General features: G+C 60.6%; 12 protein-coding genes. 2 read left to right on the top strand and 10 right to left on the bottom strand.

Annotation, left to right across the window (positions count from 1 at the left end):
• Positions 1 to 14: 14 nt before the first annotated feature.
• The 5 genes from typA to BSP239C_RS10425 form a co-directional block, all read right to left on the bottom strand.
• The gene (gene typA / locus BSP239C_RS10405) at positions 15 to 1925 is read right to left on the bottom strand and encodes a translational GTPase TypA (protein ID WP_101572542.1); all 1911 of its coding nucleotides are present in this window, start codon (positions 1923 to 1925) and stop codon (positions 15 to 17) included.
• A gap of 250 nt (positions 1926 to 2175) precedes the next feature.
• Positions 2176 to 4116: an ABC transporter ATP-binding protein gene (locus BSP239C_RS10410; RefSeq protein WP_101572544.1), complete on the bottom strand. Its 1941-nt coding sequence runs from the start codon at positions 4114 to 4116 to the stop codon at positions 2176 to 2178.
• Positions 4116 to 5147, bottom strand: a complete 1032-nt coding sequence (locus tag BSP239C_RS10415; RefSeq protein ID WP_101572546.1) for an ABC transporter permease — start codon at positions 5145 to 5147, stop codon at positions 4116 to 4118. The genes BSP239C_RS10410 and BSP239C_RS10415 overlap by 1 nt, the downstream gene beginning before the upstream one ends.
• On the bottom strand, positions 5144 to 6688 hold the full coding sequence (locus tag BSP239C_RS10420; RefSeq protein WP_101572548.1) for an ABC transporter permease: 1545 nt from the start codon (positions 6686 to 6688) through the stop codon (positions 5144 to 5146). The genes BSP239C_RS10415 and BSP239C_RS10420 overlap by 4 nt, the downstream gene beginning before the upstream one ends.
• A gap of 100 nt (positions 6689 to 6788) precedes the next feature.
• Positions 6789 to 8597 (bottom strand): ABC transporter family substrate-binding protein, encoded by a 1809-nt coding sequence (locus tag BSP239C_RS10425; RefSeq protein ID WP_101572550.1) that lies wholly within the window; start codon positions 8595 to 8597, stop codon positions 6789 to 6791.
• A gap of 251 nt (positions 8598 to 8848) precedes the next feature.
• Between BSP239C_RS10425 and BSP239C_RS10430 the strand changes: the two genes are divergently transcribed.
• Positions 8849 to 9436 (top strand): hypothetical protein, encoded by a 588-nt coding sequence (locus tag BSP239C_RS10430; RefSeq protein WP_257930167.1) that lies wholly within the window; start codon positions 8849 to 8851, stop codon positions 9434 to 9436.
• Positions 9437 to 9517: 81 nt separating this feature from the next.
• Here BSP239C_RS10430 and BSP239C_RS10435 read toward each other — a convergent pair whose 3' ends face one another.
• Genes BSP239C_RS10435 through BSP239C_RS10455 form a run of 5 tightly spaced genes read right to left on the bottom strand, consistent with a single transcriptional unit; the run spans position 9518 to position 14382 of the window.
• Positions 9518 to 10174: an MBL fold metallo-hydrolase gene (locus tag BSP239C_RS10435; RefSeq protein ID WP_101572552.1), complete on the bottom strand. Its 657-nt coding sequence runs from the start codon at positions 10172 to 10174 to the stop codon at positions 9518 to 9520.
• Positions 10175 to 10181: 7 nt separating this feature from the next.
• Positions 10182 to 11252: an NADH:flavin oxidoreductase/NADH oxidase gene (locus BSP239C_RS10440; RefSeq protein ID WP_101572554.1), complete on the bottom strand. Its 1071-nt coding sequence runs from the start codon at positions 11250 to 11252 to the stop codon at positions 10182 to 10184.
• A 29-nt stretch (positions 11253 to 11281) separates the two neighbouring features.
• Entirely contained in the window at positions 11282 to 12877 is a 1596-nt protein-coding gene (locus BSP239C_RS10445; protein WP_101572556.1) for a DASS family sodium-coupled anion symporter, read from the bottom strand.
• 42 nt (positions 12878 to 12919) lie between these two features.
• The gene (locus BSP239C_RS10450; RefSeq protein ID WP_101572557.1) at positions 12920 to 13708 is read right to left on the bottom strand and encodes an alpha/beta fold hydrolase; all 789 of its coding nucleotides are present in this window, start codon (positions 13706 to 13708) and stop codon (positions 12920 to 12922) included.
• A 32-nt stretch (positions 13709 to 13740) separates the two neighbouring features.
• A complete protein-coding gene (locus tag BSP239C_RS10455) occupies positions 13741 to 14382 on the bottom strand; it encodes a thymidine kinase (protein WP_101572559.1) in 642 nt (213 codons plus the stop codon).
• Positions 14383 to 14522: 140 nt separating this feature from the next.
• On the opposite strand from BSP239C_RS10455, the gene BSP239C_RS10460 reads away from it, so the two are divergent.
• Complete coding sequence (locus tag BSP239C_RS10460; protein WP_101572561.1) at positions 14523 to 16751, top strand: NADP-dependent isocitrate dehydrogenase; 2229 nt, start codon at positions 14523 to 14525, stop codon at positions 16749 to 16751.
• The last annotated feature ends 7 nt before the right edge of the window (positions 16752 to 16758 follow it).

Genomic DNA, 16758 nt, shown 5'->3' on the forward strand with positions numbered 1-16758 from the left:
TGGGTTGGTGGAACTCACGCGTTCTGCTTACGCAGCTTGGCGTAGGTCTTCGCACGTTCCTTCGGGTCGAGCTCAAGCTTGCGGATGCGCACTGCCCCCGGAGTGACCTCGACACATTCGTCCTCACGGGCGAATTCGAGGCTTTCTTCGAGTGTCAGCTTGCGCGGCGGAACGAGGTTCTCGAAGGAGTCCGCCGAGGCCGAACGCATGTTCGTCAGCTTCTTCTCCTTCGTGATGTTGACGTCCATGTCGTCGGCGCGGGAGTTCTCGCCGACGATCTGGCCGGTGTAGACCTCCGAGGTGGGTTGCACGAAGAAGCTGCCACGTTCCTGCAGGTTGATCATCGCGTACGGCGTCACAGAACCGGGACGGTCAGCGACGAGAGATCCGTTGGTGCGGAACTCGATATTGCCGGCCCAGGGGCCGTAACCGGCCGAGAACGAGTTGGCGATACCGGTACCGCGGGTCTCGGTGAGGAAGCGGGTACGGAAGCCGATGAGCCCGCGTGCGGGAACGGTGAATTCCATTCGGACCCAACCGGTGCCGTGGTTCGTCATGGTCGACATGACACCCTTGCGGCTGGCCAGGAGCTGAGTCACCGCGCCGAGGTAGTCCTCAGGTACGTCGATCTGGAGCTCTTCGAAGGGCTCATGGACCTTGCCGTCAACCTTTTTGGTGACAACCTGCGGTTTGCCGACGGTGAGTTCGAAGCCCTCACGACGCATCTGCTCGACCAGAATGGCCAGTGCGAGCTCGCCACGTCCCTGGACTTCCCAGGCGTCAGGACGCTCGGTGGGAAGAACCTTGAGCGAGACGTTACCCACGAGTTCGGAATCAAGGCGATCCTTGACCATACGTGCGGTGACCTTGGTGCCCTTTTCGCGACCCGCCAGTGGCGAGGTGTTGATGCCGACGGTCATCGAGATCGCAGGATCGTCGATGATGATCGCAGGCATGGGCTTCGGGTTGTTGATGTCGGTGAGCGTGTCACCGATCATGATGTCGGGGATGCCTGCCACAGCAACGATGTCGCCGGCAGACGCCTCGGTGGCCGGAACCCGGTCGAGGCCCTGAGTTTCCAGGAGTTCGGTGATCTTGACCGAGCTGATGTCATCGCCACGAGCCCAGGCGACCTGCTGGCCCTTGCGCAGGGTGCCGCCGAAGATGCGCAGCAGTGCAAGACGGCCGAGGAACGGCGAAGCGTCAAGGTTAGTCACGTGCGCCTGGAGGATGTCGTCATCGTTGATCTCCGGAGCCGGAATGGTCTCCAGGATCGTCTTGAACAGTGGCTCCAGGTCCGCGTTGGACGGGGCTTCACCATCGGCAGGCTGTTCGAGGGAGGCAGCGCCGACCTTGGCTGCAGCGAAGACGGTAGGCACGTTGAGAACCGAGTCGACGTCGAGATCGGGGACTTCGTCCGCGAGGTCGGAGGCCAGGCCGAGGAGCAGGTCCTGAGCCTCTTCGACGACTCCGTCGATGCGAGCATCGGCACGGTCGGTCTTGTTGATCAGGAGAATGACCGGCAGCTTCGCAGCCAGCGCCTTGCGCAGCACGAAGCGGGTCTGAGGCAGAGGGCCCTCTGATGCGTCGACGAGGAGGACGACTCCGTCGACCATAGACAGGCCGCGCTCGACCTCTCCACCGAAGTCGGCGTGTCCTGGCGTGTCGATGACATTGATGACGATGGGATCGTCACCAGCTGACGGTCCGTTGTAGAGAACCGAGGTGTTCTTCGCGAGAATGGTGATGCCCTTCTCGCGTTCGAGGTCGCCGGAGTCCATGACGCGTTCAGCAAAATCACCGTGTTCGCTGAACACACCGGTCTGGCGGAGCATGGCGTCAACCAGAGTGGTCTTGCCGTGGTCGACGTGGGCGACAATTGCAACGTTGCGGCGGTTTTCCCGACGCGTGATGGCTTCAGTCATCAAAAACCTTATGAGCTAGAGAGATTGGTCCGGTGCGGACCCAACAGACCATTATACGGCCACACACTTACCGGAAATGACAGGTGGTGTTCAAAAAGCACACGGGGAATGCAAACATGAATGCATTTGGTGGTCGCAGCGGGCGAGTGAGAGTCCGTTCGGAAACGGATCTGACTCGTCCACTGCGACCAACATGCGTTCGCTTCGTCCCGCTGCGCAGACCTGAGAGCTGGCATTGGTCGAACTGAGTTCAGGCGTTGGCTGTGGCCTCCAGAACAGCGTCCCTGGCTTCACGACGTTTGCGCTGTTCGCGCGGATCCGGGACCGGGACCGCCGACAGCAGCCGCTGGGTATAGGGATGAACCGGGTTGGCGACAACCTGCGAGCTCTTCCCGATCTCCACCAGATATCCGTGACGCATCACTGCGATGCGCGAGGCGATGCGTTCGACGACAGCCAGGTCGTGGCTGATGAACAGACACGCGAACCCATATTCCTGCTGCAGTCCTTCGAACAGGTCGAGGACCTTCGCCTGGACGGAGACGTCGAGCGCCGAGGTCGGCTCATCGGCGATGAGCAGCTTCGGCCGCAGTGTCAGTGCCCGGGCGATGCCGATCCGCTGTCGCTGACCGCCCGAGAGTTCGTGCGGGTAGCGGTTGCGCATCGATGTGGGCAGCTCGACAGCGGTGAGCAGCTCCTCGACGCTCTTGCTCAGCGCCGGACCCTTCATCCCTTCGTGGAGGAACAGAGGTTCGCCGATGGACTCCCCCACAGGCAGGCGTGGGTTGAGCGAGGAGCCCGGATCCTGAAAGACGATCCCGACTTCCCTGCGCAACGGCCGCAGCTGTTTGTTGCTCAGGCCCTTGATGCTCTTGCCGTTGACGACCATATCGCCTTCGACAGTGGGCAGGAGACCCAGTGCAGCGCGGCCGATCGTCGTCTTGCCCGAACCGGATTCACCGACCAGCCCCACGACCTCGCCCGGAGCGATCATCAGGTTGATGTGGTGTGCTGCACGGAACGCCTTCTTCCGTCCGATCGCCGGGTACTCGATCGCGGCATCGCGCAGCTGCAGAGCCGAAGCCTTCGAGAAGTCGGCCTGCGACCCCGGATGGTAGTAGGTCTCCGTGGAGTCCATCTCGATGTCGTGGTCGTGCTTCGGAGCGCTGGCCGCTTCTGCTGCTTCAGCCAGACCCGAGACTCGGTCGGAGCCGCCTTCGGTCACGAAGGGACTGGGGGTCACCTTCGGCGGATGAGCACCGTCGTTGTTGCCACCTGTGGTTATATCGTCGGCCGTACCGTGGGCGGCCTCCAATTCGTGGACGACTGCAGAGTCTTCGACATCGGCGAGGTCGGCGCCGAAGGCCTCCCCTTCGATGCCCGTTCCGAGGTGGGGCACTGCTTCGAGGAGTTGCTTCGTGTACGGGTGCTGAGGGTTGTAGAAGATCTCCTCCGCATTGCCCGATTCGACGACCCGTCCTGCCTTCATCACGATCATACGGTCGGCCATATCGGCAACAACACCCATGTCATGGGTGATGAGGATGATGCCGGCGTCGAGCTTCGATTTCAGCTCCCGCATCAGTTTGAGGATCTCAGCCTGCACCGTGACGTCAAGAGCTGTGGTCGGCTCATCGGCGATGAGTAGCTTCGGTTGGCAGGCCAGGGCCTGAGCGATCATGATGCGCTGACGCTGTCCGCCCGAGAGCTGGTGGGGGAACGAATGGAACCGTTCCTCCGGATCCGGGATCTCAACGAGACGCATGAGTTCGAGAGCGCGTTCCTTGGCCTCGGTGGGGCCGACGTCGAGGTGGACTCGCAGAGTCTCCACGATCTGGAACCCTGCTGTGTAAACCGGGTTGAGTGCCGTCATGGGCTCCTGGAAGATGACGGAGATCTCGTTTCCGCGAATCTGCTGCATCTTCTCAGGGGGCATGCCGATGAGTTCCGTGCCGCCCATCTTGGCCGAACCGGTCGCCCGGCCATTGCTGGGCAGCAGACCGAGCAGTGACATGCTCGACTGCGATTTACCGGAACCTGATTCGCCCACGATTGCGAGCACCTCACCGGCGTTGACGGTGTAGTTGAGCTCTTCGGCCGCCATCCACCATTCGTCGTTGACCCAGAAATTCACTCCCAGGTCTGTGACTTCGAGGACCGGTGATTTGGCTGTGTTTGTCTGTTCAGTCATCACTTCGTCCCTTTCTGTGTCATGCGCTCGGCCTTCTTCATCTTCCTCCAGCTCGGAATGGTCTTCATCCGCGGGTCGAACGCATCGCGCAGACCGTCGCCGATGAAGTTCACACACAGAGCAATGACGATGATGAACAGACCGGGCCACCAGAACAGCCACGGACGCGTAGCGAAGGACGTCTGATATTCGCTGATGAGCTGGCCCAGAGAGATCCCGGGTGGACTGATGCCGAATCCGAGATAGCTCAACGAAGCTTCGAGCACGATCGCCTGGCTCATGACCAGCGTTGTGTTGACGATGATGACACCCATGGCATTGGGCAACATGTGCTTGAACATGATGCGGAAGTCGCTGGCCCCGGCCACACGAGCCGAGTCGACGAATTCGCGTTCACGCAGGGACATGAAGTCACCGCGGACGAGTCGTGCCAGGCCGGTCCATAGGATGGCGCCGAGCGCTAGACCGAGCAGTGGTCCGTTCGCGCCTCCGACCAGCTTGCCGAGGATCGAACCGATGACAATGACCGGGAGAATGATGAATCCGTCGGTGACGCGCATCAGCACCGAATCGATCCAGCCACGATAGTAGCCGGCCAGCGCACCGACGATTGTGCCGATGACGAGGCAGACCAGGCCGATGATGATCATCACGATGATCGAGATCTGCGTCCCTTTCATCACTCGGGCGAAGTTGTCACGACCGATATCGTCCTGCCCGAAGGGATGGTCGCCCAAGGAAAAGAAGTTTGAGAATGACCACGTCGGCGCACCGCCGGCGTTGACGATCTGCCCCGAGGAGGTGTGGTTGTAGATCCACCACCCCGGGATCGGGCCGAAGCCTACCGCCGAGAAGGCGAACAGCGCGACGAAAGCGAAGACGCCGATGCTGATCATCGCACCCTTGTGGCGGAGGAACTTGCGAAAAACGATCTTACTCTGAGACAGACCTTCTGTTTCTTTGGCTTCGATCGCGTTGTCCCCGACATCGTCAGGGGCGAGAGCAGTCTGCTTGTCGTTGTTGGTACTCATGCGTTCACTCTGATTCTGGGGTCGAGGACTGCGTAGAGGAAGTCCGCGACGAGGTTGGCGATGATGGCGAGCAGGCCGGTGATGAGGATATAGGCCATGATCGGGTCGAGTTCGGACTGTCTCATCGAGTCGATGAAGAGTTTGCCCATGCCGTTCCACCCGAAGATCGTCTCCGTGATCACGGCACCACCGATCATCGTGATGATGTCAACGGGAATGATCGATGCCAGGGGCAGCAGCGCATTGCGCAGCGCATGGCGCATGACGACCGTCCGCTCGTTGAGGCCCTTGGCCCGTGCCGTGCGGATGTAGTCCTGTCCCATGACCTCAAGCATCGAACCACGCGTATAGCGCGTGTACGAAGCGAAGGAGATGAGGATCAGTGCGATCGAGGGCAACAGGAGATGGGTGAACGTGTCGAGGTTTGCGATCCAGAAGTCTCCCTCGAGGTTCGGTGTCGATGCACCGATGGTCGCGATCGGGCGGTTGTTGATCGCGGGCTGGTCGGAGTACTCACCCCAGCCCTGCAGAACTCGGTCGGAGAAGATGAGGACGGCGATGGTGAGGCCGGTGAAGAACGTGGTTCGCACTGTGTCCCAGGGATCAGGTCCGCGGAACGCCAGCCCGACGCCGATGGCAACAGCGACCGTGACGATCAGGAGTCCGATCATCCACAGCCAGTTCATCTCCTGGTAGTAGAAGAGGTACTGCAGCGGCATATACAGCAGTGCTCCGATGGCGGCCATCGTCAGTGTGGCGTAGAGGACACGTTTGTTCTTCAATCCCGTCGACAGGAAGGTCATGACGACGGCAGAACCGAGGCCGATGATGACGACACCGACGATGCCGATGCTTGGCTGCTGCAACCAGCCACTGGCCAGGATGTAGTAGATCGTCGCGAAGGTGATGATGGTCGCCGCAAGGAAGGTGATGAGCCTGCGCTTTCTGCTGCCGCCCAAGGCACCCATCCAAAACAGCCCCAAGCCGATGCAGACGAGGATGATCGGCATCCAGCTGCTCATTGTCGGGTCATTGATGAAGTTGTTGATCTCGATGGCACCGTACTGCTTGAGCAGGACTGCCACCCAGAACACGGGCAGCGAGTACAGGAGGAACGAGACGAATGTGATGAAGTAGTCGAAGCCCGAGTACTGGCGAATTGCCGAGACCATGCCGACGGCGATTCCGAGTACGATGGCCACGATCGTCGAAGCGGTGATGAGTTTGACCGTGTTGGCGATCGCTCCCTGCAGCTGAGAGGTGACCTCTTGGCCGGATTTCCAAGCGATGCCGAAGTCACATTGCCCGACCACACAGCCGCCGACGCCGGCCAGCCATTTGATGTAGCGCACGATCGCCGGGGTGTCGAGGTCAAGCAGTCGGCGACGGGACTCGTAGAGTGCCTCGATGTTGGGAGAGGTGCTCGAACGCAGGTCCCAGAAGAAGTCGAGGGCGACGTTGAGCAGGAGGTAGAGGACGAATGTCACGACCAGGAGCACGAGGGCTGTCGAGAGAAGTCGCCTGAGGATGAATCTTGTCATTATGTGTCCGTTTCAATCTTCCGAAAACGCCGCTGTGGGGACCACACAGTGATCCCCACAGCGGATGGGGGTGGAGGAGACCGGCCGCGTCAATTGCGGATCAGTTGGTCTCCCACTCCCAGTAGTTCCAGAAGATGGTCGGCGACACGGTGGTCGATTTCGCATTCTTCAATTTGTCTCGGTAGATAACAAGCTCCGGATGCTGGAACAGCGGCGCACCAAATGCGTCAGTAGTCAACTGCTTTTCCAACTCTGTTGAAAGTTTGGCGTGTTCGGACTCTGGCGCACCGACGATTTTGTCAAGAATCTTGTCGGTCTTCTTGCTCGAGTAACCGCCGTAGTTGTTCTGAGCCCCGGTGCGGTAGTTCGCATCAGAGTCAGTAATTCCTGTCGATTCGGACTGCCAGCCGAACAGCGAGACATCGTAAGTGCCATCGCCGAGGCGAGTACCCCAGTTGACATCTCCGACATCTTCGATCTTGAAGCCGGCCTTCTCAGCCGATTCCTTGATGAGCTGGAACTCCTGCTGACGGCGAGAGTTTGTGTTGTCATACATCACGCGCACCTTGGGAGCATCGACACCTGCATCCTTGAGCAGCTTCTTAGCACCCTTCAGGTCCACCTCTTTGAGGTCTTCCATCCCATTGCCCTTGATGATTTCGTCATACATCGGCGAGCCGGGAACCTGGTTGAAGGAGTCGCGTGTTACTGCATCCGGGTTGAGCGGTTTAATGATCTTATCGACGATGTCCTGGCGAGGAAGAGTCTTGAGGAACGCCTGACGCACCTTCTTCGCCTTCTCTTCGTCGCCGCCATTGGCAGTCGGGTCAAAGGGGCCTTTGTTGTCGAAGGTGAAGTCCACATGTTCGTAAGTCGCACCGTCGGCGGAATCGACATTGACGCCGTCGATGTCTTCGGCTGCAGACAGAACATCGGCGGTCGCCTGAGGCTGGGTAAAGTCAACCTCACCGTTTTCGATTGCTTGAACCATAGCCATTGGGTCACCGTTGTAACGCACTGTGACGGTGTCGACCTTCGGCTTCGTTGGGCCGGTGTACTTGTCGTCAAGTTCAAGTGTGACGTGCTGCCCCTCTTCGAACTTGGTCATCTTGTAGGGACCATTGTGGACGAGGAGGTCTTCGTCTTTGGGCATCGAGGTGAAGTCAAATCCGGTGTTCCAAGTGTTCGAGATCTTGGAAAGTTTCTCCGTGTCCTTGTCCTTAATCGCCTTGAGTATCGCCTGTTTGCCCTTTTCGGGATCGTCAATTCCCAAAGCTTTCTTCGCAACGATGTGGGAAGGGAGCCCTACCCCGTTAGGGCCGATTCCGGCAAAGCCGGTCTGCCAATCAGCGAAGGGCTTGGAAAACTCAAAAGTAGCTTCAGAGCCGTCATCGGAAATCTCAGGGAAGTCCTTCACGAGCTTCGGACCGATCGAGGCCGAGTCGAAGTACACAGTCTTCGCATCATTCTCCTTGACCGAACCGTCGTCGTTGTTGTTCTGATCGACGGTGTTGAAGTTCGACGATGTGGCTGCCCATGTGAGGGCCAGGTCGGCGGCGTCCACAGGGGTGCCGTCAGACCATTTCGCATCATCATTGAAGGTGTACTTGATCTTCAAAGGATCATCAGCGACCTTCTCGAGCTTGCCAAGCGCACCGTCCTGCACCTCGAGGTTGTCGTCGTAATACCCGAAGTTGTCATTCATCATGTAGGTGAGAATGGCGTTCGAGACAGCATTACCGTTCGCTGACTGAGTATTCATCGAACGGAAGGACTCATTCCAGCCAATATTAAGGTTCGATTTCTCTGACGACTTCTCATTGTCTCCGCCGCCGGGGGGTGTGCACGCAGTGAGCACCATTGCTGCTGCGGCAACTGAGGCTCCGGCCGCGAGGAAGCGCTTTTTCACGTTCTCTCCTTGTTGTCATGAGGCTGTTTCGCCCGTGTAGCCACGCCCGCAATTCGGGGCGTGCTGCGCTCGAGCACCCCCTGGTCGGGAGTGTGACCGCGTTCATGTTTTTCACATGGAATGTCTCAAAGTTAATTCACGCGGCAGTGTGACAGAGTCCACATGCTGAGCATATTTCACAATCGTTACCGTTTCGAGATCAAGGGAACATGCACACAACCCGGAGTCTCAGTGGATAGGATGTTCAGGTGGTGAACAGTGAGATAGATCGCAATTCAGGGAACAATCAGCCGACGATCGTGCGGACTACGAGCTCCACGGTGCTCTTCATCGTCATCGCGGGGCTCTGCGTGATCGGCCTGGGCTCAATCATCGTCGGAGACTTCACAACACGAGGCCTGGCTGTGGCGGGAATCCCGGTCGCCATCATCACAGTTGTCTACGCCCTCTACCGGTTTCCTCGTGTCGAGCTGGGGCACAAGGAGATCGCACTGATCAATCCCATGCAGTCCGTGCAGATCCCCTGGAACCTCGTCGACGGGTTCGACATCCATTTCGGACTAGGCGTACGCACTCACCAGAAGGTCTACTCCTCGTGGCCGTTGGCCGGCAGAGGCAAGAAGATGGAAAAGGACGAACACGGCATCCGCAGGCTGATGGACAACCCGAATCCAGCCGTCGATACCGTGCTCGAACGCTACTCCGGCCTCTGCGACGAGGAGTTGGCGAACCCACGCGGCGAACGCACCATCACCATTACGTGGAATTTCGGTATCATCGCCGCACTTGTGGGTGCCATCATCTGGGCAGGCATCGGCTTCGCTGCTCTGCCCAGCTGATCAGGCAGCCAGCTGATCTGATGATCGGCTGTTCTGATAGTCAGCTGGGCAAACAGCCAGCGGATCAGGCGTCCCGACTGATCACCAGCCGCGTTCGCGCCATTCGGCCAGTTTCGGACGCTCTTCGCCCAGCGTGGTGCCATCACCATGTCCGGGCAGCACTCGAGTCTCATCAGGCAGCTGAGCGAAGACGCGTTCTTCCAAGTCATCCATGAGTGAGGTGAAGTCCTCTGGATTCCAGGTCTTGCCCGGCCCACCGGGGAACAGCGAATCGCCGGAGAACAGGATGGTCTCTCCCCCATCGCGCAGCAGCAGGGCGATCGAGCCGGGTGTGTGCCCACGCAGTCCGATCGCCTGCAGGACGAACCCACCGAAGTCTCCGACGTCGAGATGCTCGACAGCATGTGCGATCTCGACGCCCTCGGCCTCGGTGATTGCCTTCGCATCCGCACTGCCGGCGATGGCCATCGCATCAGGGTATGCCGCCGAGGTGGCCGCCAGTGCCCGAATATGATCCCAGTGCTGGTGTGTCGTAATGATCGCGCGCAGAACGGGGTCCGCGGAGGTGTCATCACCTCCCGAGGCAATGAGGTCCTTGATCGCATCGGCATCGTCTGCGGCGTCGATGAGTACCTGCGCCCCGGATTCCTTTGCGGTGATGAGATAGACGTTGTTGGCCATGTCTGACACCGCAATGCTGCGGATGACGACGTGCTCAGTCTCGATGATCTTCGTCATTGTCGGTTCACCATGCTCCTCTTGTGTACTGCGGTGGATACGGCCCGGGTTCAACTCCGAGTTCGTGGGCTGCTCGCTGCGGCCAGGCTGGTTCGCGTAATGCTGCCCGAGCCAGGAAGATCGCGTCCGCCTGCTCTGAGGCCAGGATCGTCTCGGCTTGTTCCGGGTCGGTGATGAGGCCGACGGTGCCTGTGCTCACGCCCTCTGCGTGGATCGCTGCCGACAGCGGAACTTGGTAGCCGGGCCCGACCGGGACCTTGACAGGGAAGTTGCCACCGGAGGAGACGTCGATGAGGTCGACGCCGCGGTCGTTGAGGTCACGGGAGACCTCGACGGCTTCGGCGATGTCGAAGCCTCCCTCGCGCCATTCGCTGGCGGAGAGCCGGACCAATACGGGCACCTCCTCCCCCACGGCTGCGCGTACGGCCTGATAGGTCTCGACCAGCATGCGTGATCGTCCGGCCAGGTCACCACCGTACTCATCACTGCGTTCGTTCGACAGCGGAGACAGGAACGAGTGGAGCAGGTAGCCATGGGCGGCATGGAGTTCGACGACATCGAACCCAGCGCCGATGGCTCGGGTCGCTGCCGCGGCGAAAGCATCGACCACCTCGGCGATGTCGTCCTTCGTCATCTCTTGGGGCGCTTCATACCCGGGGTAGGCGATGGCACTGGCGCCGAGTGTGGGCCAGCCGCCCTCGGCCTCGGGCACACTTCCCCGAGGATTGCCCTCGAAGGGGCGGTATGTGCTGGCCTTGCGGCCCGCATGTGCCAGCTGCACACCGATCTTGCTGCCCTGCGAATGGACGAACTCGGTGATCGAGGACCATGCTTCTGCCTGATCGTCATTCCAGATGCCTGCATCCTGGGGTGAGATCCGCCCCTCGGGCAGAACAGCGGAGGCCTCGGTGAGGATGAGCCCGAACCCGCCCTGGGAGCGCGCACCCAGGTGGACGAGATGCCAGGTGTCCGGCATTCCGTCTTCGGACTCGCAGGAGTATTGGCACATCGGTGCGAGCCAGATGCGGTTGGCGATCTCGGTGCCGCGCAATGTCATAGGTGTGAAGAGATGAGTCATGTCTCCAGTCTGCCAAGCTTCCTCGTCGATCAGAGCATGATGTTGAATACTGGTACGGCCAGCAGATACACAGTGGCGGTGATGAGGACGATCCCGATGACGTTGAGCCACAGGCCGCCCTTGACCATCTGCGCCACCGTCACATATCCGGAACCGTAGGCAACGGCGTTGGGCGGTGTCGCCACCGGAAGCATGAAGGCACAGGTCGCGGCCAGAGCCACCGGAATGGTCAGCAGCAGCGGGTCGAGGTCGAGACCCATCGCCACCCCACCGACGACGGGAACGAAGGTGGCCGCGGTCGCGGTGTTCGACGTCAGCTCCGTGAGGAACAGAATGATCGCAGCGAAGATCGCGACGACGAAGACCGTCGGCAGCACTCCCAAACCGCTTGTGGACTTGCCGATCCATTCGGTGAGTCCTGAGGACGAGAACTGTGCGGACAGAGCCAGGCCACCGCCGAAGAGGAGGAGCACGCCCCAGGGCAGCTTCTCTGCGGTGTCCCAGTCGAGGAGGCGGACTCCGCGATTGGCTCCGCCGGGGATGAGGAAGAGAAGGAGGCCGATGACCATCGCAATGCCTTCATCGCTGATCGGAGGTTCATCGAAGATGAGCGGAAGGGAGATCCAGCTGGCCGCGGCGAGGACGAACATGCCCAGCACCAGCTTTTCGCCGGTCGACATCGGGCCGAGCTTCTTCAACTCGTCGCGGATGAGTTCGCGGCCGCCTGGGATCTCATCGATTTCGGGCTTGAACAGCACCTTGACGAGGAGGAACCACGCGATGACCATCATGACGATCGCCAGCGGGACCCCGACGATCATCCACTGGGCGAAGCCGATGGAGATGTCGTGGTTCTCCTTGAGGTAGCCGACGAGGAAGAGGTTCGGCGGTGTGCCGATGATGGTGCCGAGCGATCCGATGGAAGCCGAATACGCGATGCCCAGCATCAGCGCTGTGCCGAAGTTGGACTTCACCACGGCGTCGAGTCCGGTGTCGCCTCCGTCTCTCCCTGACACTTCGTCATCCGAGCCCGCAGCGTCGGTGATGGCGCCGCCGACGACCTTGCTCACGATCATCAGCACCGAGATTCCGATAGGCAGCATCATCACCGCGGTCGCGGTGTTGGATACCCACATGGAGATGAAGCCGGTCGCGATCATGAACCCAGCGATCATCGGCCCCGGCTTGTTGCCCATGATTGACAAGGTGATGAGGGCGATTCGTCGGTGCAGGTTCCAGCGTTGCATGGCCAGGGCGATGAGGAACCCGCCGAGGAATAAGAAGATGATGGGGTTGCCGTAGGACGCGCCCACCGTCTCCATCTCGACGTCGGTGCCGAAGACGGGGAAGGCCACGAGAGGCAGCAGAGAGGTGGCAGCGATCGGCAGAGCCTCGGTCATCCACCACACTGCCATGAGCGCGGCGACGGCGGCCGTGAGCTTCGCGCCGTGCTCGACTCCGTCGGGCATGATCGCATAGACGAGGGTCGAGAGGATGAGCCCGAGGAGGAATCCGGTCCAGCGAATGCGCACCGTCTGTTTGGACAGCCCAGGGGCCCTCTCCCCTGGTGACAGTTCGCCCAGTTCGGTCGAGGTGTCGGTTCGCGAGTGCTGTTCCTGAGTCATCTGCGCTCCTCATTGAGCAAGGTCGGATGCTGTGGACTACATCTACACTCTACTCAAGAACGTCTCGATATGGTCGAAGACGAGGTCCGGGTGTTCAGCCATCGGCAGATGGGCGGCATCGGGGACGACCTTGAGCTGGGATTCAGCAACCTGCGCCGACAGTTCTGCCATGGCTTCGGGCGTGCAGCCCGGATCCTGGGACCCGGCCAGGAACAGCGTCGGCGTCGTGATGGAGCGAAGTCCATCGCTGAGATCGTAGCTCTGCAGCGCTTGGGCGCAGGCACTATAGGCCTCGTCGTCGATGAGCGCGAGGTCTGTGAGGATCAGGTGCCCGGCGGAAATGTCTTCGGTGAGGAACCCGGCCGCGAACCAGCGGTCAGCCGTGTCATCGAGCAGTCCGCGCGTACCGTCCTCTTTGACGTCCTTGATGCGCTCGGCCCAGGTTTCCGGGGTCCCGAACTTCGTCGAGGTCGCACATGCGATGAGCCCGTTCAGCACCTCAGGGTGCTCGAGGGCCAGGGTCAGGCCGATCGCCCCGGAGATCGAGACACCGGCATAGGTGAATTTCTCCACGCCGACGTCGGCCAGAGATTCGACGAGGCCGGTGGCGAGGTCGGAGACCGTGAACCCTGCCCCCGCCTCGGTGATGGTGTCACTGTTCTCGGCAGCCGGAAAGGTGTGCCCGGGAAGATCCGAGAGGTAGATCTGATAGTCGTCGGCCAGACGTCCGGCCACCGCCGACCACAGGGACATCCTGGTTCCCAGGGCATTGCCGAAGACGATGACGGGTGAGCCAGGATTGTCATTGAGAGGTTGGATGCGGACGCGCATAAAAGCTCCTAGCAGAAGACGAGGTGGGACGGTCAGGAGTCAATCGCGCTCAGCCTACCTTCCGAGAACTGGAGATAACAGCGCGGGCACAGTGACTCATAGGTCACTGCGTTGCCGTCGATGGCCACCTGGTCGCCGTCGAAGATGAAGCGACCATCGACGAGGCGGCCGTTGAACATTGCCTTGCGGCCGCAGCGGCAGATCGTCTTGAGCTCTTCCAGAGTGTGAGCAATCTCAAGCAGCCGACCAGAACCGGGAAAGGCCTTGGTGCGGAAGTCGGTGCGGATGCCGTAGCACATCACCGGCACCGAGGCGTTGGTGGCGATGCGCATGAGCGAATCGACCTGGAGTGGTTCGAGGAACTGGGCCTCGTCGATGAGAAGACAGGCCACGCGTGCCTTGGGTGTGTCGATGGATTCGAGCAGAGCATCGTGATCGACGTAGTCAGCGTGTTCACGGTAGATGGTCTCAACGTCGGAGCCCGCGGGGATGAGGAAGTCGACTTCACGGGTGACGCCGAGGCGGGAAACGATCTCGCCAGCCCCCTTCGTGTCGATGTGGGGTTTGGCCAGCAGAACGCGCTGGCCGCGCTCCTCGTAGTTGAAGGCAGCCTGCAGCAGAGCGGTCGACTTTCCGGAATTCATCGCCCCGTAACGGAAATAGAGCTTGGCCACCGTTGTCCTCTCTGTCCTTCGTGATGATTCTCGTATTGTCAGTGTGACGAAACAGAACCCTACCGGGAAGCCGAGCCCTGCAGGGTCAACGGTAGGATGGAGTGGTCAAACCCCGAGACGATGTGGAGTAGTCCATCACCATGGCCAAAATCATTTATACGCGCACCGATGAAGCGCCTCTTCTGGCGACGTACTCGCTCAAGCCGATCATCGAAGCATTCGCCACCTCGGCGGGTGTCGACGTGGAGACCCGCGACATCTCCCTCGCCGCGCGTGTGCTGGCGCAGTTCACCGATCTCCTCCCTGAGAACCAGCAGGTCGCAGATTCTCTGGCGGAACTGGGCGACCTGGCCAAAACCCCTGAAGCCAACATCATCAAGCTGCCCAACATCTCGGCTTCGGTTCCCCAGCTCAAGGCCACCATCGCCGAGCTCCAGTCGCAGGGCTACGACCTGCCCGCCTACCCGGACGAGCCATCGACCGATGAAGAGCGCGATGCTAAGACTCGCTACGACAAGGTCAAGGGTTCAGCCGTCAACCCTGTCCTGCGTGAGGGCAACTCCGACCGCCGTGCCCCGCAGGCCGTGAAGAACTTCGCCAAGGCCCACCCGCACTCAATGGGCGAATGGTCCTCTGATTCCAAGACCAACGTCGTCACCATGGCCTCGGGTGACTTCCGTGACAATGAGAAGTCCGTTGTCATCCCTGCCGATGACACCCTGCAGATCCGCCTGCGTCCCGCCGATGGCGAGACCGTTGTGCTCAAGGAATCGCTGCCGGTCCTTGCCGATGAGGTCATCGACGCCACCAAGATGGATGTGGCCGAGCTCCACAAGTTCCTCAAGGATCAGATCGCACGTGCCAAGGAGGAGGGAGTCCTCTTCTCCGTGCACCTCAAGGCCACCATGATGAAGGTCTCCGACCCGATTCTCTTCGGTCACGTCATCGAGGCATTCTTCCCCGAGGTCTTCGCCGAATACGGTGTTGCCCTCGCCGAGGCGGGACTGACCTCCGATAACGGCCTGGCCGCCATCCTCGGCGGGCTCGACACCCTTCCAACCGATGTCGCTGAAGGCGTCAAGGCCGGCATCGATAAGGGCATGGCCGAGGGGCCTTCCCTGGCGATGGTGAACTCCGATAAGGGAATCACCAACTTGCACGTGCCCTCCGATGTCATCGTCGATGCTTCGATGCCCGCAATGATCCGCGTGGGCGGCAAGATGTGGAATAAGGATGACGCGACCCAGGACGCGCTGGCCGTCATCCCTGATTCCTCGTACGCCGGTGTGTACCAGGCCGTGATCGAGGACTGCCGCGCCAAGGGTGCCTACGATCCGACGACGATGGGCACCGTTCCCAACGTCGGCCTCATGGCCCAGAAGGCCGAGGAGTACGGCAGCCACGATAAGACCTTCGAGATCGCCCAGGACGGCGTCGTCGAGGTTGTCAACTCCGCTGGCGAAGTCATCTTGTCGCACAAGGTTGCCGCAGGTGACATCTGGCGTGCCTGTCAGACCAAGGACATCCCGGTCCGTGACTGGGTCAAGCTGGCCGTCACCCGCGCCCGCCTGTCCGAGACCCCGGCCGTGTTCTGGCTTGATGAGACCCGCGCCCATGACCGCAACCTGCGGGCGAAGGTCGAAGCCTACCTCGGTGACCATGACACCGAAGGTCTCGACATCCGCATCATGAATCCGGTCGAGGCGACTCAGTTCTCGATCGATCGCATGCGTGAGGGCAAGGACACCATCTCGGTGACCGGCAACGTCCTGCGCGACTACAACACCGACCTGTTCCCGATCCTGGAACTGGGCACCTCGGCGAAGATGCTCTCCGTAGTACCCCTCATCGCCGGCGGCGGACTGTTCGAGACCGGTGCTGGCGGTTCGGCCCCGAAACACGTCCAGCAGCTGGTCGAAGAGAACCACCTCCGTTGGGATTCCCTCGGTGAGTTCCTCGCTTTGGCCGAATCCTTCCGCCACGAGTTCAACGTCCACGGCAACGCCCGTGCCGGTGTTCTTGGCGACACCCTCGATGCGGCGACCGGCAAGTTCCTCGAAGAGAACAAATCACCTTCACGCAAGGTCGGCGAGATCGACAACCGTGGCAGCCACTTCTTCCTCACTCTCTACTGGGCGCAGAACCTGGCCCAGCAGACCACGGATGAACCACTGGCCGAGGCCATCAAGCCTGTTGCCGAAGCCCTCGAAGCCAACGCCGACAAGATCTCGGCCGAACTCCTCGAGGTCCAGGGCGGCCCCGTCGATCTGGGTGGCTACTACTACCCAGAAGAAGACAAGCTCGACGCAGCCATGCGCCCCTCGGCAACGCTCAATGAGATCATCGCCTCGCTGAGCGCCAAGGTCTGAGGCACAT

The sequence above is a fragment of the Brevibacterium sp. 239c genome (assembly GCF_900169365.1).
In the GTDB taxonomy this organism is placed as follows: Bacteria; Actinomycetota; Actinomycetes; order Actinomycetales; family Brevibacteriaceae; genus Brevibacterium.